A 21325-nucleotide genomic window follows, 5' to 3' on the forward strand; every position below is an offset into this window, starting at 1 on the left:
TCTGCGCCTCAACGTTGGAGCGTGGCAGCTTCGCGCCGCGCGCCAGCATCGCGCTGAGGAAGCCATGGACGGCACTCGCGCGGACGGCGCGCGCGTACCGGAGCGGTCCTCCAACGAGCCCTCGGCTTGCCGCTCAGGCACTGGTTCCTTGTCGCGCGCAGGCCGAGCTGCTATCCGTCAGGTCCCTGGCGTATCCCGCTCGCGCTGATGTCGCGAATCTGGAGCGGTCAAACCGTCAGGAGACATCTTGAAATCCCCCGTCGTCCGCATCGGTCTCGTGGGAGACCGCAGTCCTGCAGTGCGTGCGCATGGCGCCATTCCCGTGGCCCTCGACCTCGCGAGCAAAGTGCTCGGTGTGGTGACCGAGCCAACGTGGCTGAGCACACGCGAACTCGACGGCACACTCGCGCAGACGCTTCCCTCGTTCGCCGGCATCTGGTGCGTGCCTGGCAGCCCATATGAGAGCATGGACGGCGCGCTCGGGGCGATTCGCGTGGCGCGTGAACAAGGCATCCCGTTCCTCGGTACCTGCGGCGGCTTCCAACACACGCTCATCGAATTCGCACGCCACGTCCTCGGACTCAACGACGCGGACCATGCCGAGTCCAATCCGGACGCCGTGATGCCCCTGGTCGCCGCACTCTCCTGCTCCCTTGTCGGCGTCCAAGGGCAAGTGACCCTGACCCAGGGCTCACATGTGGCTCGGGCCTTCGGTCGCACCCGGTCCACCGAATCCTACCACTGCAACTACGGGCTGAACGCACGCTACCGGCACATGCTCGACGGCACCGCGCTGCGCATCACCGGAGAGGACGAAGCGGGCGAAGTGCGCGTCCTGGAACTCATGGAGCACCCCTTCTTCATGGCCACCCTGTTCCAGCCCGAACTCACCGCGAGCACCGGCCAGCCCCATCCGCTCATTCAGGCCTTCCTCACGGCGGCCTCCGTCCGGGCGGCCCATCCCGCTGTTGCGCGGGAAGTCACCACACACCCGGTGTAGCTCGCAAGAAGCCTCAATCGCTTGGACCTGTGGCTCTCCAGAATTCGGTCGCTGCATCACGCGCGCGTCAGCCCCGTCACAGCACCGGGCAGCGCGTGCTGACCTGCCTGGATCCTTCGGACCACTGATTACGAGAGAGGTGCCGGCCGGGATGGGTTGGGTACCATTGCTTCGCACTGCCGTCGAAATTCCAGAGGCGTGAGGAAGCCGAGGCTCGAGTGTGGCCGGACCAGGTTGTAGTGCTGCCGCCACGCCTCGATGACAACCTTCGCCTCTACCCTGGAACGAAACCATTCCATGCTGAGGCACTCGTCGCGGAGGCGTACTTGAGCACCGTGGGGACGGAGAGGCCCAAATCCTGACTGATGCGATGGAGCGAATGGCCGACACGCTGCCCGCGACGGACGGCTTCATAGCTGGCGAGCCTCCAAGTCCGGGCCTCTTCCCGCGATTGGGCCTCCACTCGCGTGCGAGGGAAGCTCGTCAAGCGATGCGGTGGCGCTGTCGCCTGCCGAGGCACGGGGGCAAGCTGTCGAAGTCGAGGATAGGCCGTCACCAACCAGCGGTCCAACAGCTGCCTGCCATTGAGCAGCAGGTGCCAGCGGTCCGCGACTTGAATCGCGCAAGGTGCAGCTTGGGCGATGGCACGAGCGAACTCGCGGGCGCGGTCTGGGCTTGCGCGCCGGGCGGGGTCACCCACAGCAACAGCGCCACACAGGTGAGCAACGGGCTGCGATGCATGTGTTCTCCTCGGAGTTCGCGATTCTTCAACAACCTGGAGACCTCGAGCGCTACACTTGCAATCCTATGTCGACTCCAGGCGCAATCGCTGTGTACACGTCGGGCTCGGGGGTCCCCGAGCACGTCTCCGAGCGCCCCTGGCGTGGGGTCTATCAGCACTGGGATGGCTATCCGTCTGGCCTCGGGCAACACCTCATGGCCCGCGTTCAGCGCGCGCAAGGCGATATGCAGTCCGTGGTGCGCCAGCTCATCGATGAGGCCCCCTGGGGCTGGTCCCACTGCATGCCAGGACCCGACGCACCGGAGGGCGACCGCATCTCCGAGGAGAACGCCGGCCCGCGAGTCGCCCCGGACGAGACCGGAATGGTGGCCTACGTCTACGTCTTCGACCTGGAAGCACGTCGGCTCGACGCGTTCTCGACATGTGTCGGGGACGACGGCAAACGGCTCTGCTCCGTCGTCTTTTCGCAGACGGGCACGCCCGACCTGCGGGCGCTCGACCTCTTGCCTGAAGAGACTGTCGATGAACCCCTCCTTCCCGGCAAGGAGCTCTCGGCCAAGGAACTGCAGGACTGGCTCGAGGGACTGCCAACGCTCGGGACAGACTCCACGTCCCTCCACTGGTTGGACACACAACAGGGCCCAGACGACGCACTCGCCATCACGTTCCGGGTCATCATCTATGAAGACGGCAGCATCCGCGACGTGCTGGAACGAGAGTGGGATGCAGTGCCCCCCTCCGCGCGACCGGAGCCGGAGCGTGTCCGGAACTTCCTCGAGGCGCTCGTCGACGTGGTGAGCGAGGATCCAAGGCGGCTCGATCCGTTCTGGATCTCCGCGCAGGACACCCTGCGTCGTTCTGGGGCAAGGCAGCGTGAGAGCTTCGCGAAAGTCCTGAGGGCTCACTGGGCCCGCGACTTCGGCTCCGCGGCGTAGCCGCCCTTTCGAACGGACACGTCGCGCCCCCATCTGTCTTGCGTTGCTCGGCTGTGCCTACCCAAAACTCGGTCGCTGCAGCATGAGTGCGTCAAGACCCCGTCAAGCAGCGCGTCAAGGCGAGCGAGCGAGGCGCGCGCCGTCATCGTTTTTCCTGGGTCGGCAATGCGCGAGGCGGGCTCGTGGCACTCGACTGCGGCTCAGTGAACCAGGTGCTGGCCGGTTCCCGAGTGGAGTAGGACCCGCGCCATTGCCGCGGCGACCAGGTTTCCCCCAGGCTCCATGGCCTCGTGGAGCATCCTGTCCCGGTCCGCCGAAGGCGCGGCATCGGCCGCGGACTCGATCAGCAGACGCGAGCGGATGTCTGGCTCCTCCGCCTGTGCCAACCCCACCTCGAGCGCCGCCCGTGCCTCGTCCTTCCGGTCGAGCGCCGTGAGCTGCCGGCCCAGTTGCAGTTGAAGCTCGGGCACTCCCGGTGCCTCGCCGATGGCCTGGCGCGTGAGTCGCAACCGGTCCTCCGCGCCCAGGTTCGGAAGCTCGAGCGTACGCATCACGGTGAAGGCCAGGTACGGAATCCTTCCGGCGGCAATTCCAGCGGCCAGCCAGCGCTCGGCGCGACACCGGTACCAGCCCGGAGCAAGCGCCTCCACCTCGTCGTACCAGGACACGGCCTCGCTCGCGCGCTGGAGGAGGAGGAGCGTGACGGCCCCTTCGTAGCGGGGCTCGGGCGAGTAGGCGTCGATACGCCGTGCCTCCTCGAAGAGCGCAAGCGCCTCCCCGTAGCGGCCCTCCCCGCCCAGCACACGGCCTCGCTCGACCAGGGCCGTGGTGCGCGCGAGGTCGAGTCGATTGCGGCAGAAGATGAATTGCAGCTTCCCCTCAATGAGCGCGGGCAGCTCGTCCAGTTCGAGGGTGACGCTGTCGAGTTCCGCCACCACCCGATTGAGCGGCTCACCGGCCCGGACGATTTCGGCAACCTTCCGGATGCGGCGGGCCCGCGAATCCTGGCCCACCTGCTCCAGCGCCACCGCGAGTTCCATGGCCACGCCTGCAGCATCCACTCCCTGTCCCAGGTAGCGGTGCGCCTCGAAGCTGTTTTCCAGGTAGGCGACGACGCCCTCGTCGTCACCGGCTCTCCGGCACAGGTCAATCGCCTGCCGGAAGAGCGGAAGCGCGGTCTCCGCCCGGCCCTCCTGGAAATGACACGCAGCCATCTGCCCGAAGGTCATGGCCTTCATGGTCTCGGCGCTTCCTCCCGACAGGCCCTGGATTCGCTCCGCCTCGGGAGTGAGCAGCGATAGCGCACCTTCGAAGTCCAGCCCGCGCATGAGCGTGTTGGCGCGCTCCCGTGTCTCCTGCCAGCGCACGATGGGGTTATCGGCGGGAGTCCCCATCATCCGCTGGAACATTTCGGGCCGGTTCCGAGTCTCCGCGAGGCACTGAGCGATGCCGATGAGCCCCTGGCCATAGCGCTGGAGGTGTGTCGGCTCCTTGCGGACGCTCTCGGGAACCGTCAACCAGGCAGGGTAGTGCTCGAGGAGCAGGGCTTCGTGCTCGGCACAGAGCCGGATGAGCGCGGCGTCATTCTGTGATTGCACAGCATCGAAGAGCAGCTCGCGCACAGCCTCGGGCGAGGTGGGTGCCGGCCTGCCCGCGCGACCGAAGAGACGATTGAAGAGGCCCATGAAGCAAGGATACGCGAGCGAGACCGTTTCACGACACTCCGATGCACTTCTTTCCTACCCGTGCCGACCCAACCTCGGCCGCTGCGTCCTGAGCGCGTCACGGCCTTGTCGAACCGTGCGTCACTGCGAGTGAGCGAGGCGCGCACGGCAGAGGCGACAAACTCCCTGACACAGGGGGCGGCTGACACGCCCTGCTCCGCCGACGTCCGGGCCCAAGAAGGAGCGCGGCCTCCCCGGTCTATTTCCTCTCATTACGAGGTTCCGCGTATTGAGTCGTTCCCCTGCCAACCATGACAATGGCGGTCCTCACCCGCAGTCGTCATTGGAAAGGCTGGCCGATGCCATTCGTGTCGCGGAGTCGAGTCGCTCTTGCCGTCGCGGTGTTTGGATTCCTGGGCGCGGTCCCCTCCACGCGAGCCGCGCCCACCGCCGACCCGGCGGACAACATGAGTTCCTCCACGCTCGCGTCAGCGCTGGATGAGGCTCGCATCCTCGCCTACTGGACTCCGGAACGGATGGCCTCGGCAATTCCCGCGGTGCCCCCCACGACGTCCGGCAAGGCGCCCATCAGCCTCAAGCCTGTCGCGCCGGAGAACGTGAGCCGCACCGTGGACGGCGCCGAGCCGCGAGGCGGCCTCGCGCCGCTGGCCGACATTCATACGATGAGCGGGAAGGTCTTCTATACGGACGGCGGGCAGAACTACGTGTGTTCGGGCAGCACGGTGTACAGCAATGGCAGACGGGTCGTCTTCACCGCGGGACACTGTGTGCATGGTGGCGGCTCCGGTCGCAACTGGTTCAGCAACTGGGCCTTCGTCCCCAACTACCACTCGGGTTCCCCCCACGGCACCTGGACGTCCACCAGCCTTTGGTCGAAGAACGGGTGGACCAACAACGGGGACCGGGCCTACGACGTGGGGGCCGCGGTGATGAACGACCGTAATGGCACGCGCATCGTCGATGCCGTGGGGGGACAAGGCATCAAGTGGGGAGCTCCCTACGGTGCGTACATCTACCAGTTCGGCTACCCCGCGGCCCCGCCCTTCAACGGCTCCCAACTGCTCTTCTGCCAGGGCGGCACGTGGAACGAGGGCGGCTTTCCCTCCATCTCCTGCAACATGACCGGCGGCGCCAGCGGCGGGCCCTGGTTGGAAAGCTATGGTCAGAACTACTGGGCCTATCTGTACTCGGTGAACAGCTGGATGTTCTGGGACTCGGACCCCACCATGGTCAACAAGTGGCAGGGCCCCTACTTCAGCTACGACACGGCGGGCAGCCTGTATGACGCCGTGAAGGACCTGTAACGCGCCCCTGTGCGTACCCAAAGTTTGATCGCTGCGTCATGCATACGTCAAAGGTAGGTAAGCGCAGCGCCTATGGGGTCACCGAGTTCCTGGAGCGGTAGAGAGGGGCGGTGGAGCATTGGGGATAGGGCCTTGGGGCAAAGCAACCTGCCGCTGCACGCGGCCGACTCGACACCGCCTGCGGGGGACTGCCCTCGCAGGCGGTGGACGCCAGCCGGGCGGGCCGCGATTGGCCACAGGAGCCCCAGGACAGGGCCTCGCTCGTTCCAGGTCCCGCGCGCGTCGAGGCCAAGCGACCCTCACCTACCCCATGCTTTGCCCGCGAGCCCACGCCCACCGCCACCACGCACTCTTTGTGAAGCGGGCGCCGAGAGGATCAGAACCAAGGACAGGAGGTCACTCCCTATCCGCCTGCTGCAGTTCGAACCGTTGCATGTCAGCACTCCTACCTTGGCCAACACGCCACTCCGGCAGACTTCATTCGGGCGGAGGACTGGCGTCTGTGTCGCACGAAGGCCGCCCCGGGGTGGCCTGCCTCTGAATTTGCTCATCGCGGCGGGCCATTTGCCGCACAGACATGCCCCGTGCTAAATTTTGGAGCGCAGGGGACCCCGTCAGAAGGAGTTCGAGCATGAACAGTCGATTGAGGCAGATCGCTACGACCTGCGGGTTGGTGGGCGGCCTGGTGCTGGCTCAGGCAGCAGAGGCGTCGTGCCAAAACATCTGCGTTCGGGCTTACAAAGACTGTTTGGCACACACGTCAGACCCCGCCGTATGCGTAGCAGAGCACGCCCTCTGCTTGGATGACTGCAGTAGCGGTGGTGATTCCATCACCGGCCAGCAACAGCTTCTGAAGGAGCAACCTGAACCCCAGCAGTGCGAGCGCTCCCCAGTGCAGCAGCGCGAGCTGAGCGCGCAGGCGAATCCAGCGTAACCGGGCAATGTTCGCGCAGGAGGCGCCTCGGAAGGCGCCGCCTTTGCGCTGTCTTTGGGAGGCATCCGCTTCCGGTTTAGCCGCCGCTCCCGAGGGAAGCGGTGAGCGTCAAGGTAGTTGTCGCGTGAGAGGGTTCAGCCGATGCGCTTCAGCTCCTGCACCACATACGGCGAACCCTGACAGTCTGCGCTGGCCCCCGGTGGGGCGCAGCGCTCCCTCCTACCGCCGTGGTAGCGGTGACGGAGCGCCTCGACCCTCATCACCTCCAACCGGCCGGTGGAGCCGCTGGGGATGGGGCCGCCCCAGGCGGAACGTGAGCATGCGTCCCGTGGCGGGGCAATCCACCACGGGACGCAGCTTGCGCGAGGTGGCCCAGGTTCTACATGTGCCCAGGCTGACACCTGGGCACTGAGTTGGAAGGACTCCGCAACGCAGAGTCCGACCTTCTCCTATTGAGCAAACTCCTTTGGAAGCTCCCAAGCAAAAACAACAACACACCCAGCTTCGCGACTCACCACCACGCGATACCTGCATCCAGGAAACTCTGCGACATCCCCAGCGGCGAGCTGGGCGACCTGCGTGCCGAATTCAATCTGGCATTGCCCGGCCAACACGTAGCACGTACCGGCCCGCATTGCGCCAGCGAAATCCTCCCCCGGCGAATACCGATAAACGCTCACCCGATATTTCCTCGCGGGCAAGTGCAGGGCACGCACACTCTCTTCCGAGAGTGGTTTGCTGGAGAGTTCGGACCAGCGTCGCACCGTGAGCTGTTTGGGTTCCATCATGCACCTCATTGCGGGAAGGTGATGCCAATCTTGGCGAACGCAGCCCGAGCAAACGCCACGCCATCCTCATCTCAATTCCATGCATGCAATGGACGCGCTTACTGACGCACCGGGGCACTGGACCCGAAATTCCGGGAGCCGCAGCCGGTGAGCGGCACGCCCGCCATGCGACCAACAGTTCGGCGAGCGTCTGCTCTTCGTCGTGCCGGGCAAAGGCCTCCGCGGCGTGCTCCAGGTGAGCGTACACGTTGTCATCCACGTCGCCATTCTACCGCAAGGCGGACATGCTCACCCATTCGACGTGGGAGAAGCGAGACATGCTCCACCGATCGGCATTGAGTCTCGCGGCGTCGACGTCGCGATGACAGCGCACCCGCAGGCCCCGCTTCCCGAAACCCTCCGCCGCGGAAAGGAGCCCCCAGAACGACTCGACGGCCCGGGCGCTCGCCAGCGTCACCTCGATGGGCACCTTGTCGCCCGGGCGCACCGTGAGCATCCAGACTCCCGGAAGGGTGGCATCGAAGCGCTCCAGCTTCGTCGCCAGCGTGGAGGTCGCGCACAGGCTCACGTCCTCCTCGTGCCCGGCGTGCAACTCCAGCCACGTCAGGTTCGGCCACAGGGCCAGCCTGTCGAACACATCCCCCAGCGCGGGCGTGCGGAACACTTGGGCCGCGACAGACCCCCACAGCTCCAGCCGACTGACGGAGGGCGGCTGCCCCATCAACCGGGCCCAGTACGGCTCCACCCGTCGCATCCGCGTCACGCCCCGAAGATGCGGATGCGCGAGCCACTGCGCGTGGACCACCGACCAGGCCACCGTCGCCCAGTCGATCTCCCGCACCGTGCTCCAGGCCGGTCCCGGCTCGGGGAGAATCAGAGAGGCCGCCTCCTTCGCCATCCGCACCGCCACGGGAAAGCCCCGCTCGAAGCGGGTCGCCCCACTATCGATGTGGCCACCCAGCGGCATCTCCCAGCTCCGGAGGTGCGTCGCGAGCAACTCGTCGATGCGCTCCTCGTCCGGAGTGGGCGAGCACTGGAGCACGATGAACTCACCCAGGGGGTCGCCCGTCTCCAGCAACTGGTCCGCCATCACCAGCCGCACGTCGTCGTCCTCGGGGTTGGCATAGACACGGGGCAACCACGTCTCCCGGATGCTGGCGTTTCGCGACTCCTTCTCCGCGCGAACACGCAGGGCCTCCCACAGCGCCGCGAGCAGCTCCCCCGCCTTCGCGTCGAGCTCCCGCGGCACCCAGTCACGCCCCAGGCTGATGACGAAAGACAGTCGCGCGGCCGAGGCCCAAGCCTCCGGCCTCATCCGCTCATACAGTGCCTCGAGGGGCTCGACGTCGAAGGGCGGCCCCACGTGCCGGAGCGCCGCGCACAGCCTCAACACCCGCTGAGGCTCCTCCGCCGAGGGGAGTCGCGCGATGGCGAGCAACCCGGGGATGTACCGGGGGTCGGGCAGGCAGTCGAGCAGGGCATCGAGCCGCGCCTCCACCTCGCGCGGCTGCCCCTGCGCCCCCAGCCCGCGAGCCAGGTCCCGCGCCGCGCGACGAGCCTCCGCGGACGCCCCCTCCCGCCCCGCATGCGTCGAGTCGAGACGCGCCTCGAGCTCCTGGGCGAACAGGACCAGCTCGCTCGCGCGACACTCGCGCCACGCATCCATCACGGCGCCGAAGGCCTCTTCCTCCTCCTGCCGCGCGAAGCACTCCGCCGCGCGCTCCAGGTAGCTGTGCAGGGCCTCGGTCACGTCGCCAGCGTATACCGCTTGAAGATTTCCAGCCTCCGCACAGGCGGCGACATGCCCGCCAACGCGAGCGCCCCATCCACCTCCACGCCGAGCCTCCGCGTCACGCAGCCCAGATGCGGAGGGGCGAGCCACTCGAGGAACCCCGCGTCGCCCTTCCGCTGATGCCAGTCCAACTCCCGCACCGTCCCCGGGCATCTCCATCTTCGAGGCACGGGCCGCACGGAAGGCTTCTCCCGACACGCCGATGCCCGGGGCCGCGCGCGCCTGAGGGCCTATTCTTTCAATGCCTTCACGGGATAGTTGCCGGTGTAGGAACGAAATCGCTGCTCCAGCTTCCCGGGCACGAGCACGCCCGTGTCGAACAACTTCAGCAGGAAGCCCTCGTACGTCGTCCATTGGGAGAAGTCCGCGCGCCGGAGCTCCTCATAGAGCACATAGGCCAACACGTGCATTCCATCGTCGTGGTCGCGGAAGAAGGCCGCGCCCGTGAGCGGCTTGCCGTCCCTCGCGCGGAGCAAGCCCTGTCGCTCGCTGACGAAGACGTCGATGGCCTCGGCGCAGTCCTCCTCCGTCAGCCCCTGGGCGGTGGTGTAGCCGAACGCCGGGTCATGCTCGCGCACCAGTCGCTGGAAGTACGGGTCCGCCTCCAGGGCTGTCAACCGCGCGTCAATGGCACCCTCGCGCTTGAACGGCGGGTGGAGCATCTCATGCACGGCGGTCTTCACCGTGACGCTCAGCGGATAGGTGAGGTCGGTGAGAAAGTTCCAGCCCGTCACCCGGATGCCGTGGGGTTTGACGAACTTCAGCACGTGGGCGTTGAGCGTCTCCACGTGGAGCACCCGGCCGAGGACGTCCTCGTCCCAGCCCACCACGTCATGGGGCGTCAGTTGGACGCCGAATCGCGCGATGGCCTGTTCCACCTGGGGCAGGTACTCCGCGCGCCAGATGCGCGAGAAGCCGATGCGCTGGAGGAAGGCGAACAGCACCCCCAGGTCCTGGCGCACGTCCTCCATCTCGGTGAAGTCGGAGTCCTCGCTGTAACTCGTCGCCTCGAAGTCCCGGCGCATCGCCTTCCAGGCGGCATCGTCCGACACCGTCCTGGCCAGGTCTTCCACGGTGGTGGCACCCGTGACGGAGAAGACGAGCGTCAGGTGGGGACCCACCATCTTCCCGGCCTGCTTTCCCATCCGCTCGGTGAGGTGCGCGAGAGCGGCCTTCTCCCTGGGCTCGAGGAGAACGGAGAAGCGCTGAAACTCCACGGGATAGTACTTCGTGTAGAACGCGTCGCCCCGGAGCAGGTTCAGCAGACAGAGGGCGTCGTAGGCCTCGGAGGGACGCAGCACCCAGTGCGTGCGCCCGGCCTCCACGCGGGTGATGGCCGGCGCGGGAGATGTGGGGACCTCCTGCCGTGAGGCGCAGCTGGCGGATGCCAGCCACAGCGTGGCGACGAGGGCCACTGTGGGTACTCCCCGGCGGGCGTCGGAGGTCGGGGAGGAAACGGGGACGGTGGAGGCGAGCGGGTCCGGAGTCATGGCGCTAAAGCTGACCGCGTCCGCGCGAGGATGTCTTGGACGGAACTCATCCCGTTGGACGAAACGAACGGCCCGCGAGCAGGCGCCGGTACTCGGCCGGTGCCAGGTGGAGTCGGCGGCTGAATTCGCGCGTCATGTGACTCTGGTCGCAGTAGCCCGCCTCCAGCGCGATGTCGCTGATGGGGTGCGCCGTCTCTCGCAGTGCCCGGCTGGCGCGCTCCAGTCGGGAGCGGCGCAGGTAGTCGACGGGAGTGCATTGGAAGAACTGGCGGAAGCCGCGGCCCAGTTGCGTGGGGCTCACCCCCGCCTCGCGAGCCAGTTGCGCGAGCGTGGGAGGCGGACCCCGGACCGCATCAAGCAACTCCCGCACCCGTGCGAGCCACGCGGGAGGGGCCGACGCCTTCGGGGGCGTCGTGGCGCGCACGGCCTCAGCCAGCAGCTCCAACGCCAGCCCTTCGATGGCCAGCGCCGTCATGTCATCCCCGTGGCGGAACTCCTGATAGAGGCGCGCGGTCAGCGTGGACAGTCGCGCCGACGCAAGCTCCATCCGGCTGTCGAGCCGGGAGACGAGGGGGTAGCGCGACCGCCAGACCTCCTCGGAGAAGTCGACGTTGAAGGTGCGGGTGAGCCGACCGGCGATGCGCTGCTCGTGGGCGACCTCGGGTGCCTGGAAGGCCACCGACCTGGGAGGACATTGCCGGGCGCGTCCTTCCAACACGTCGGTGAAGCCGCCTTCCAGCGTGAGCCGGAAGCCCGCGTGCCGGTGCCGGTGAAGAGGGAGGACGACGTCGGGAGGATAGGTGCTCTCCGTCAAGACGAGCCCCGCCACCTCCAGGCGCTGGAGCGGTGTGCCGAGATAGCGACCAAATCCAAGGACGGGTGTGGAGGACACGAAGCCCCTATGTACGGCCCGTGAATCGATTGCAATCTCCAGACTCCATCCAGGAGCCCAGGTCAAGCGCGCCGCACCCATGGCGAAGGGAAGCCCACTCCGGCCGTGCAGGAGCTGAAGCGCATCGGCTGACCCCTCTCACGCGACAGAGTGTGCCGGGCTCCCCTTTTCCTACCCGTACTTCTCGCTCATGTGCGCCCACGAACGCGTGGCCAGTTCGCGCAGCACCTGCTGATCCACGTCGGCGAGTTTGTTGATGTAGAGGCAGCTCTTTCCGTTCTTGTACTTCCCCAGCTTTTTCATCAGCGGTTCGGACGCGAGGAAGCCTGGCACGATGTAGAGCACGGTCGCGCCCTTGCGTGGGCTGAAGCCGATCTTCGGCCAATCCGCCTCACCCATCGTGTTCGTGTATTTGTATGAGCCATAGCCGATGATCGACGGCCCCCACATGGCGGGCTTTTCGCCGGTGACCGCGCGCAGCATCTTGTCAATCGCCTTGGCGTCCGCGCGCCGGGCGTCGTCATCGACCGCGGCGATGAATTCGGCGACGGAGGCCTTGTTCTTCTGCGTTTTGACTGGCGCCTTCTTGGCTGCGACTTTCTTGGCCATGAGCGTACCTCGCGACTCGGGGACCTCACGCTACGCAATCACGCGCGGCAGCGGAAGCGTCAGGCGCGCGGCGCACAGGTCCTGTGCCTCCCCAAATCCGGTCGCCCATGCCCGCGCCGAGCCGACCTCAGGCGCACCGCCTGAGGTCATGTGGGAACCACGGTCGTTGGTTCAGGGTGCTCGGCGCCCGGCGGCACTGGACTTCGTCAAGCAACTCTCCGTGGCCCAGTCTGCCGCGGGAGTGCCGCGCGCCGCGGTTCCGGACGCTCGTGGCCATTCAACGCCCCGACGTCCCCCGCCCAGCGCGAGAGGTCATCAGGTACGTTATTGAAGATTGAACCAGCCGCCCTTGCTGTCGTACCCAACGCCGTTGTGCTCGCTGAACTCGATGATGATCGTCCAGTGACCGTGGCCCCAGTTGTAGAAATAAATCTTGAGCATGGCCTCCTGGCCCGTCGGGCCCCACGGGCCCGTGAGCGTGCCAGCCAGCACCGACACCTGCACATCGCCGTTTGGTAGCTCGTAGGTTGGCAGTTCGCCGACGATGACGTCGGAGAGCGAACTCGTCGCGAGCACCAACGCCTCGACCGCGAGCGCGCCTTCCTCGTCACTCACGACGTGGGGGGCGAGATTCGGGGCTCGCCCCTCGGCCAGCGCCTGGCGGACTTCCGACGCGCTGGCGCTGCCCACTGTGTCGAGCAGCACCTCGCCACCCGCCACCGGAATCGACCACACACAACTCGGGAAGCCGGACGGCGGCAAGCCCTGCTCCGCACACACAGCCCCCGCGGCAGAGGTGGCGGCGACGCTCGTGCCCGAAGACATCGCCATGACAACCAGTGTGACAACCAGCGGGTTTACTCTCGTATTCATGAGTCCTCGTGTATCGGGCGGCCGCACCAGCGACGCCCGTGATGGGTCCCTGCAATCGAGGCAGGCCGTCGACTGACCGCGTGTCCTGTTACGTCAGATGGATGCGCAAGCAGTCTCGAGCCGACCTCAGGGAACAACATAGTCCAGAATGCCTATCAAGTGATACTGAATTGCATCGGCATTTCAACAACGAAAATACAGACACATGAACTCCTCGTCCGTGAAGCGTTGGTTCATCGTGGCCACGAGGTCTCTCTTCGAGCGCGGACGACATCGACGCCCCAGGCAGCTCCATGCCCCTGCGCCAGAAGCCCTGAGTCATTGCACTGGAAGGGGTCCATGCAGCCACGTCGTCGGTACACGGCCGCAGCGTCGAAGGCCGTCTGGTTATTGTTCGTGTTGATGGGAATCTCGAGTTGTCAGGACGGGACATCGTCGGGACTTGAGGCGATGGGGACAGCACGGAATCCTCGGGGGTGGCCAGGGTATCGGCGACCGCTGCGGGTGCGTCGTGCACGGGGTTGACCTGGACGCTCACCATCCCGGTGTCAGTCAGGCGTCCATCCCACACCGAGTACTCGAACGTCGCGGTTCCGGAGAAGTCCGCCTCCGGGATGAAGGTGGCGGTGCCGCCGACCCACGTCACGCTGCCATGGGTCGCCGTGCCAACGGAGGTGAGCGTGAGCGAATCGCCGTCCGCGTCGAAATCGTTGGAGACGAGCGACGCGCCTGGAATCACCAGGACGGTGTCCTCGTAGAGCGTCGCCAGGTCCTCGCGTGCGGACGGGGCCACGTTGGACGGAGGGGGCTTCTCCCCTCCTCCACAGGCGGCGAGGGCCACGGAGACAAAAAGGACGGAGCCCCGGATGCCGGGGAAGAATCCTGGGGTGCAGGCGAATTGCCGCGGCCACCGTACGGAAGTGAGGCTCAGGTACAAACGAACGAGTTGATACGCCACCATGCCCCTCAGAGAAAGAAGCCCCCCTTCCCGAGAAACCCAGAGGGGTGCTGCCCCCATAACGGGGCCCGGAGGCGCAAGTCGCAGAGGAAACCAATTCACTCGACCTGACGCCGGCAGCCCGCGGGTCGCCAGACCACGGAGAGCCGAGGAACAGCACTTGAGGCTCGTCCGGACTTCAGCCCCTGTGCCTCCCTGATAACCTCGATCATTGAGAAGACGCGCATGCCCGGGCGACCCGCGCCGCTTGACGCCTGGCCAGCTCTGCGCCCCTCGGCCTTGAACTTTCCGAAAACTCTCGGCGAGGTCCGCGGGGCTTGTTCAGCTTCTCTTCGTTCGCGGACCGCCCGTGCTCCGTCCATCACATCTCGGGTGTCCACGGAACTGGGCGACTCCCAGTACGGCCAACGGTGGCTGCGAGGACATCCGCAGCGGCCTCGTCTTCGCCGTCATCCCAAGCGAGCTGAACTGGAACGACGCCATCTGGGACTCGGCGCTCGCGGGCAGTTCCCCCTCCCGGCGTCAGCGACTCCGGCCGGCCCTGGGAATGTCTGCCTTCGCGCGGCGACATGCGCTCCAAGGCAGTTGCTGCGCATCCTGGTGGCTCCCACCGTTGTCCTCCTGGCCCTGGAGGGAGCGGCATGCACTCGAAGTATGGCTTTGCCCTGGTGTGTCTGGGGTTGATGGGGTGCGCGGAACCAGACTCAGCGCCGGATACCGTCAAGGCCCAGGCCTGCGCGCCGGGCGTGGCCCAGCGGGTGAAGGTCGTCATGCCTCCGGGCGACGACCCGCCCTGGGACGAGCCCGCACCCGTGAATCTGGTGGACGCCCAGGGGACCCTCTACTTCGCCGTGAACTTCCGCGATGGCCGCAGCGCGCTGTGGCGCAGCGACGGCTCGGATGCGGGCACCTTCCCGGTGAAGTCCTTCCCGGCGGTGACACCCCGGCGGAACAGGGGCCTCGGCGGACTGGTCCCTGTGGGCAGCCAGGTCTTCTTCCAGGTGTGGAACCCCGACACCGGCAAGGAGCTCTGGGTGAGCGACGGCACGGAGGCCGGCACGCACCTGGTGGCGGACCTGATGCCGGGGACGGCGGACTCCTCCCTGCGCCTTCCCACCGCGCTGGACGGCGCGCTGTCGTTCTTCCGGCTCACCCCGGTGGCGGCGGGGACACAGGTGGAGTTGTGGCGCTCGGATGGGACGGACTCGGGCACGGTGCAGGTCGTGAACTTCGGGGTGCTCGCCGCGCTCCAGGGGCAGAGCCTGAGGGGGGGCGACGCCCTGCTCTTCTTCCTCGTCGGGCCCGGCAGCGGCACCGCGCTGTGGCGGACCGATGGCACGGCCTCCGGGACATCCTTCGTCAAGCGGCTGGACGCCGACGTGGTGCCCCTGGGTGACGTGCGGAGCCCCGACAGCGGAGCCCCGGGATTGTTCACGCTGCTCGACGGCCCCAACACGGAGGTGTGGAAGACGGATGGCAGCCCGACCGGCACGGTGCGCCTGGACACGTTCGGCCGGAGTATGCGGTTGCTCGGAGCGCTGGGTTCGTCGGTGTATCTGACGTCGGCGGATACAACCACGCGGCGCATGGGACTGTATCGCCTGTCCCTCGCTGGCGGAGGCAAGAGCACCGTCAAGGTGCTGCCCAATCCCTACGCGGACATGGAAGGGACGACGCCCTACCTGCAGGACACGGCCAGCTCCGGCGGGCGGCTCTACTTGTCCGTGGCCATCGGCAGCCCCTTCCCGGGCCCCGCCGCGCTGCGCGTGGGCCTCTGGGTGACGGATGGCACCGCCGAGGGGACCGTGCAGCTCCCCGTGGAGCTGAGCATCTCGGAGTACTACTGGTCCCCTCTCTACGCCACGGGCATGGGCGCGGTGCTCTTCGGCGGGGACACGTCGCCCCTCTCCTACAACGAGCCCTGGGTGACGCGGGGCACGGCCATGTCCACGGGACAGGCCGCGGACATCGGAGGGGGAGGCGCGTCTCCCCAGGGCTTCGCCCGCGTCGGGGAGCGGGTCTACTTCAGCGCGAAGGACGACACGTTCGAGCCCCAGTTGTGGTCCCTGCCCGCCGACCTCGCGTGTCCTCCGGGCCCCGCTCCGGAGTAGGCGCTCGCCCCGCGCGTCAGTGACGCGGGAGTTCCAGGGGCGCTCATCAGACGGGAGCCAGGTGGCTGGGAGATGACCTTGGCTTCGCGAAGAAGGGGGAGCGCTCGGTGGGAGTGTCCCGGCGGTGTTCGCGGAGCTCGAGAGCGGCGGATGGCCGCGGGGGGCCCGCGCGAAGTAAGGTGGCTGGTACACCTCTTTCCTTGCCCGCCGCTTCACGTCCATTTGGGAATCCTCGGATTCGCAGGATTGCTTCTCGTCATGGCGGCCTGTGCGCCCCGTCCCGTGCCTGTCATTCCCGCCCCTTTCTTGAGTCCCGTCGTGGTGACGGTTCCCAGGCCGCTGCTCACGGTGTTCCGCCATGAACCGGATGGGACAAGCGCTGAGTTCGGGCGGTTACCACCAGGGCCCGAAGGCTTCACCCCACCTGACACAGGCACCTGGTACGCAGAACCCTTGCTCCCCGTGCGTACCGACGCGGACGCTCGCGAAATCGCCGCCGTGTTGCGTGAGTACCGAGTGCCCGAATTGGGCTTTGGCTCGGTCGGCGTTCCAGCCCCCGGGCTGCTCGCGGCCCTTCTCCAAGGGTCCGGCGTCGTCGCGCTTCAGTTGTCTGGCACGGACTTCGGCAATGCGCACCTCGCCTCGTTGGAAAACGAGACTCGACTCGAGGCCCTGTACCTCAATGCCACCCAGGTCACCAACACGGGGCTGGCTCCTCTCAAACGAATGCGACAACTGGCGGTGCTGCGGCTGGACGAAACGTCCGTCTCGGACGCAGGCCTTGCGTCGCTCTGGGAGCACACCACCCTGCGTCGAGTATCCCTCGCCGGAACGGCCGTAACCTCCCAAGGACTTGGATTCCTCGCGAGGCAACCGGGGCTGGAGGAACTCGACCTGTCTGATACCGCAGCGGACGACGCCGTCCTCGCATTGTTGCCGGGCGCTTCGTTGCATACGCTCAACCTCAGCGGCACGAAAGTCTCGGATGCCGGTCTCCGCTGCATTGACGCCATGCCCTCCCTCAGGCGGCTGGGCCTCGCGCGTACTGCTGCCTCGAACGCCAGCCTCGTGCATGTCGGGGGGCGACGTGAACTGGAAGCCCTCCACCTGGGCAGCACGCGGGTGACGGACGCTGGGTTGCTCCACCTCGCGAAGCTGCCCGCGCTTCGTGCGCTGGTCCTCAGCAAGGCGCGAATCCGAGGCCCAGGCCTTCGCCACCTCGCAGGCAGCTCTCGACTGGAAGCGCTTCACCTCGACGACACTCTCGTGGGCGATTCAGCGCTGCGCCATCTTCGAGGACTCAATGAGTTGAGAGAGCTTGACCTCTCGCACACGCTCGTGACGGGCACGGGACTTCAGGAGTTGAGTGCCTTGGTGGCGCTCGAATCCCTCTGGCTCTCTGGGCTCGCGCTGACTGACGAGTCCTTCACGGCACTCGCGCCCCTCAGCCAACTGACGCGGCTCGCGCTCAGCCACACGCCGATTGGATTGGACGCGCTGAACAACCTGGGGGCCCGCCCACGCCTGAGACACCTGGACTTGAGCAAGACCCGGTTCACTGACGAATGGGTGCCCGCCATACGCCAGGCCTTTCCCGGCCTCCATTCACTGAAAGCCGAACGCACCCTCCTGACGGACGTGGGGCTGGGCCAGTTCGCTCACTTGACAGAGCTGGAGGCAATCCATGTCGCGGGGACGCTCATCAGGGGTACCGGCCTCGCGAGCCTGCACACCCTTGCGCGACTCACGACGCTCGACCTCGGCGCGACCAGGCTGGACGCAGAGGGCCAGAAAGCGCTTCATGAATTCACAAAACTCGTCTGGCTGAGCCTCGCCGGCGCCCAAACCGGGGACGAGATACTCGGCCACCTTCCCAGTTCGCTCCGAACCCTCTATCTGACGCGCACGAAAGTCACTGACGCGGGCCTCCCGGAGCTGCTCAGACTGTCACGCCTGCGGGAACTCGACCTGCGCGGAACCGCGGTTTCCGCAGAGGCCCAGAGCGCCTTGATACGGGAACGCGGCATCCACCTCATCACCGGGCCGTGAGCCGATCGTGGGCCGCCCCCACCCTGTATCAGGGAAGAAGTCTCCTCGGAGGAGCCTTCCTGGGTTCTTTGTACTCAGAGTACGGATTTCGCTGGCGCGCGGGGCCCCCGTGGCTAATCTCCGCCACGGCCAGCACCGGGTTCGTACGACTGCGCCACAGCGACGACGTGGGCGCGAAAGCGCTGGTTCGCTGCCCCCCGGCCCCTCGCCATTCCAACCAGCAGGAGTCCCTACTTGTCGACCCCGTCGCTCGAGCGATCCAACTTCCGTCCCTCTTCCGAGCTGCGCCGCGCCAGCCGAAGCGCGCGCGCCGCCCTTGTTGTTGCTGTCGTCATGCACCTGGCGACGGCGAGCACGGCGTTCGCCGCGCCTTCGCTCGCGAACAAGAGCCCCGCCAAGGTCGACATCCAGACGGTCGAAGTCAAGATGAAGAGCATCACCAAGAAGTTCGAGAAGTCGGACTGGAAGAACTCCAACACGCTCGACGAGATCGCGAAGATGCTCGATGACGTCGAGACCCGCATCGCTCGCATCAAGGAGAAGGACAAGGACTGGGACACCTCGAGCTTCGAGACCTTCTTCTCGGAGTCCAGCGCGAAGTGGAAGAAGGCGAGCGAGGAGGTGAACGCGACCCGCGGCGAGGCGCAGCTCGACCTGGAGCGCCGCGCCCGGTTCACGACCATCGGTGATCGCCACGGCGCCGCCATCCAGGCCGGGCTCATGGCCCTCGACGGACAGGTGCGCGGCGCGCTTGGCCATGTCCGGGAGGACATGGAGGCAATCCTCGCGCTCCCCGCCCTCGCCGAGGAGTGTGAGGACCGCCAGTACCCGACGATTCAGAAGTACTACGAGGACGAAGGGCGCGCGAAGCAGCCGAAGGTGGTCTGCGAACTCGCCGGCAACCATCAGAAGGTCGCCGAAACCTACGTGTCGCTCGCGGCGAAGGCGCGCCTCGAGGATCAGCTCAAGGTCGACCAGGAGGCGCTCACCGCACTCGAGCAGCATGGCGCGCTCTCCAGCGTCTGGCTCGCGCGCTTCAAGGATCCCGCCGCGCATGTCAGGCAGGTCGCCAGCGAGTTCGCCGAACTCACCGCCTCGGTGGGAGTGACTCTCGGCGCCGAGCACTTCAAGCCGCTTGAGACCCAGGCGAAGAAGTTCAAGGAGGTACTGGCCGCCGCGAGCCGGGTTGATCGCTTCCCCAAGGCCTGGTCCACGAGCGACGCGAAGCTCAACGGCTCGGTCTCCGGACAGGTCAAGTCCTTCGGCGGTACGCTGGCGAAGCTCCGCACCTCCGGCACGATGATGGTCGAGAAGAACGACCTCGGCATCCCGCTCGCGCAGTCGACCCGTGGCGCGGCGCTCGTGCGCGTCGCGAGCGACGGCGGGTTCTGCCGGCTCTACGACGACGTGGGCTTCTCGGGGACCTACAAGGGCGGGGGGACCTATGCCCCGCTCTCCTACTCCTCGGGCATCGAAGATGAGTTCAAGGTGACGGTCTGCTCGAAGTAGCGAGCACACCGACGACACCCGGCGATGCGGTCCGGCGCCTCGAACCGGGCCGCCATTGCCCTGGTGTTTTGACAGGGGCAACTCCACGGTCCCCACCCCCGCGACCTGAGGCTCACGGGTAGGTCTGCTTCAGGAAGATGGCGTCCTCCACCGAGGGCGGCAATTCCTTCCAGAGCCACAGATCGACCCGCGTCCCCACCAGGGACTTCTGGCGCGGCTCGCCGTCCCCATCCGAGAACACCAGCAGGAGGTCCTGGCGCGACGGAGGCACGGCAAGGGCACCGACCGCGCCGAAGGGAAGCCGGCACTCGATGTCCTGGCCTCCCTGCCGCGCCCGCCACCGGCACCGTGCGCCGCGTACGGGCCAGTCCACACGGGTCCCCCGGAAGTCCCTCCACTGGCGCAGGGACGCGTGGCCCTCCGGCTCCAGGACGACCGCGTAGTACGGACGGAGCTCCAGGTGGTCCGCGAAGACGGGACTCAAGCCAGGCCGAGCCGGCGTCACCCGGTCGTCGCCCACCTGCGCGGCCAGGTACAGCGCGTCGGCCCCCTGTGCCAGCCGCCACGTGACGGACGCATCCAAAGGACCCTCCCACGCACCCAGGCCATGGATGACATTCGAGTCGGTGAGCGCCGGGAGCGGCTGGACCGGCCCCCACGCCGCGTCGCCCGCGATGTCCCCATCCACCGTGGGCTCGGCCTTCATGGGGACGGTGTGGTAGCCCTCCTCGTCCAGGAAGGCGACCCGTGACGGCGGAGCCGGCAGCACAAGGCGGTCCGGCGAGCCGATGAGGACACAGGCGCTCGAGACGATGTCGCCACCGCTCCCGCCGCCCTGGACGAAGGTCGCGCACACCGTCGTGCCCGTCAGCGCGACTCCGGTCAGGCCAGAGGACCCCAACACCTCCGCGAACTTGAGGACATGCGGAGCGCCTCCGTCCGACTGCCCCACCACGCACTCCCACACCCCCTCATCGGCCCCGAGCGCGATGCACGCCGACGCCGAGCAGGAGCCCACCGCGGACACCGGCTGCTCGCCCGCGCCCGCCGACGTGGCACAGAGCTTCGCCGCCTCCTGGAGGAAGCTCGCCGCCGGCTTTCGCCCCGTGCAGGTGGGAGGCGCCAGCGTGGGCTCGCTATTGGACGGCTCGATGGAGCAGTAGGCCTCCTGCGGCTTCGACTTCGGCTGCGGTCTCGGCTCGGGTAGGGGCGTGAGAGCCGTCGTGGGCCCGCGCTCGGTCGTCCGAGCCAGCTCCACGAGAGAGCCGTCCTTCCGGCGCTTCGAGCGCAGCACGAACGTGCGACGCGCTTCGTCCCGTCCCCGCACGTCGATGCCCCCCGCCTCGCTCGCCCGGGTGACCTTCGCGTCCTCGGTCCCAGTGAGCGCCAGGCTCCCTGTCACCGTGCCCTTCCGGTCTGTCACCACCAGGCACCAGTCCGCGGGCATGCCGGGCAGCGGGGAGTCATTGCGCAGGGCGACGCAGTAGTCCTTCTTGCAGCGCGTGTCACATGAGAGGTGTTCCCAGTCCTCGGGGTCCGTCATGCACGACACCACGTCGGACACCTCGCCCACGTCGCGGCAGGCCTCGCCCGCGGAGGCGCGCGAAGCCACGACAACGAACCCCATCAGCGCGAAGTGCAACGCCATTCTTCG

15 protein-coding genes and 1 pseudogene are annotated in these 21325 nt (G+C 67.1%); 6 read left to right on the forward strand and 10 right to left on the reverse strand.

Annotation, left to right across the window (positions count from 1 at the left end; all coding sequences use genetic code 11):
• Positions 1 to 247 precede the first annotated feature (247 nt).
• Positions 248 to 1000, forward strand: a complete 753-nt coding sequence (locus tag FJV41_RS16200) for a CTP synthase C-terminal region-related (seleno)protein (protein ID WP_141643388.1) — start codon at positions 248 to 250, stop codon at positions 998 to 1000.
• A gap of 128 nt (positions 1001 to 1128) precedes the next feature.
• Here FJV41_RS16200 and FJV41_RS16205 read toward each other — a convergent pair.
• A pseudogene (locus FJV41_RS16205) lies at positions 1129 to 1323 on the reverse strand (integrase core domain-containing protein); the annotation flags it as partial.
• A gap of 613 nt (positions 1324 to 1936) precedes the next feature.
• Here FJV41_RS16205 and FJV41_RS16210 point away from each other — a divergent pair.
• Positions 1937 to 2677: a hypothetical protein gene (locus tag FJV41_RS16210; RefSeq protein WP_246137233.1), complete on the forward strand. Its 741-nt coding sequence runs from the start codon at positions 1937 to 1939 to the stop codon at positions 2675 to 2677.
• Positions 2678 to 2877: 200 nt separating this feature from the next.
• Here FJV41_RS16210 and FJV41_RS16215 read toward each other — a convergent pair whose 3' ends face one another.
• Positions 2878 to 4362 (reverse strand): tetratricopeptide repeat protein, encoded by a 1485-nt coding sequence (locus FJV41_RS16215; RefSeq protein WP_141643390.1) that lies wholly within the window; start codon positions 4360 to 4362, stop codon positions 2878 to 2880.
• Between the two features lie 446 nt (positions 4363 to 4808).
• Here FJV41_RS16215 and FJV41_RS16220 point away from each other — a divergent pair, with 446 nt between their 5' ends.
• Positions 4809 to 5666: a trypsin-like serine peptidase gene (locus FJV41_RS16220; protein WP_141643391.1), complete on the forward strand. Its 858-nt coding sequence runs from the start codon at positions 4809 to 4811 to the stop codon at positions 5664 to 5666.
• Between the two features lie 1990 nt (positions 5667 to 7656).
• Here the strand turns inward: FJV41_RS16220 and FJV41_RS16230 are convergent.
• The 7 genes from FJV41_RS16230 to FJV41_RS54945 all read right to left on the reverse strand — a co-directional run bounded on the left by FJV41_RS16230 (position 7657) and on the right by FJV41_RS54945 (position 14062).
• Complete coding sequence (locus FJV41_RS16230; RefSeq protein ID WP_181790682.1) at positions 7657 to 9138, reverse strand: TIGR02996 domain-containing protein; 1482 nt, start codon at positions 9136 to 9138, stop codon at positions 7657 to 7659.
• Positions 9135 to 9320, reverse strand: coding sequence for a hypothetical protein (locus tag FJV41_RS52250; RefSeq protein WP_181790684.1), 186 nt, complete (start codon positions 9318 to 9320; stop codon positions 9135 to 9137). Before FJV41_RS52250 ends, FJV41_RS16230 begins: the two co-directional genes overlap by 4 nt.
• A 90-nt stretch (positions 9321 to 9410) precedes the next feature.
• Positions 9411 to 10595: a hypothetical protein gene (locus FJV41_RS16235; protein WP_246137234.1), complete on the reverse strand. Its 1185-nt coding sequence runs from the start codon at positions 10593 to 10595 to the stop codon at positions 9411 to 9413.
• 121 nt (positions 10596 to 10716) lie between these two features.
• Complete coding sequence (locus FJV41_RS16240) at positions 10717 to 11562, reverse strand: helix-turn-helix transcriptional regulator (protein WP_141643395.1); 846 nt, start codon at positions 11560 to 11562, stop codon at positions 10717 to 10719.
• A gap of 171 nt (positions 11563 to 11733) precedes the next feature.
• Positions 11734 to 12171 carry a DUF1801 domain-containing protein gene (locus tag FJV41_RS16245; RefSeq protein ID WP_141643396.1) on the reverse strand — a complete coding sequence of 146 codons (438 nt, stop codon included), beginning with the start codon at positions 12169 to 12171 and terminating at the stop codon, positions 11734 to 11736.
• A 324-nt stretch (positions 12172 to 12495) separates the two neighbouring features.
• Entirely contained in the window at positions 12496 to 13002 is a 507-nt protein-coding gene (locus FJV41_RS16250; protein ID WP_141643397.1) for a hypothetical protein, read from the reverse strand.
• Positions 13003 to 13132: 130 nt separating this feature from the next.
• Positions 13133 to 14062 carry a cadherin-like domain-containing protein gene (locus FJV41_RS54945; RefSeq protein ID WP_368773769.1) on the reverse strand — a complete coding sequence of 310 codons (930 nt, stop codon included), beginning with the start codon at positions 14060 to 14062 and terminating at the stop codon, positions 13133 to 13135.
• A gap of 581 nt (positions 14063 to 14643) precedes the next feature.
• On the opposite strand from FJV41_RS54945, the gene FJV41_RS16260 reads away from it, so the two are divergent.
• From FJV41_RS16260 to FJV41_RS16270, 3 genes are all read left to right on the forward strand, one after another.
• Positions 14644 to 16113, forward strand: a complete 1470-nt coding sequence (locus FJV41_RS16260; RefSeq protein WP_141643399.1) for a hypothetical protein — start codon at positions 14644 to 14646, stop codon at positions 16111 to 16113.
• A 462-nt stretch (positions 16114 to 16575) separates the two neighbouring features.
• Positions 16576 to 18162 carry a hypothetical protein gene (locus tag FJV41_RS16265; RefSeq protein WP_246137235.1) on the forward strand — a complete coding sequence of 529 codons (1587 nt, stop codon included), beginning with the start codon at positions 16576 to 16578 and terminating at the stop codon, positions 18160 to 18162.
• A gap of 234 nt (positions 18163 to 18396) precedes the next feature.
• Positions 18397 to 19671: a hypothetical protein gene (locus FJV41_RS16270; RefSeq protein ID WP_246137236.1), complete on the forward strand. Its 1275-nt coding sequence runs from the start codon at positions 18397 to 18399 to the stop codon at positions 19669 to 19671.
• 112 nt (positions 19672 to 19783) lie between these two features.
• Here the strand turns inward: FJV41_RS16270 and FJV41_RS16275 are convergent, their stop codons facing one another.
• A complete protein-coding gene (locus FJV41_RS16275; protein ID WP_141643401.1) occupies positions 19784 to 21319 on the reverse strand; it encodes a DOMON domain-containing protein in 1536 nt (511 codons plus the stop codon).
• Positions 21320 to 21325: the final 6 nt, after the last annotated feature.

Source organism: Myxococcus llanfairpwllgwyngyllgogerychwyrndrobwllllantysiliogogogochensis (assembly GCF_006636215.1).
Taxonomy (GTDB): Bacteria; Myxococcota; Myxococcia; order Myxococcales; family Myxococcaceae; genus Myxococcus; species Myxococcus llanfairpwllgwyngyllgogerychwyrndrobwllllantysiliogogogochensis.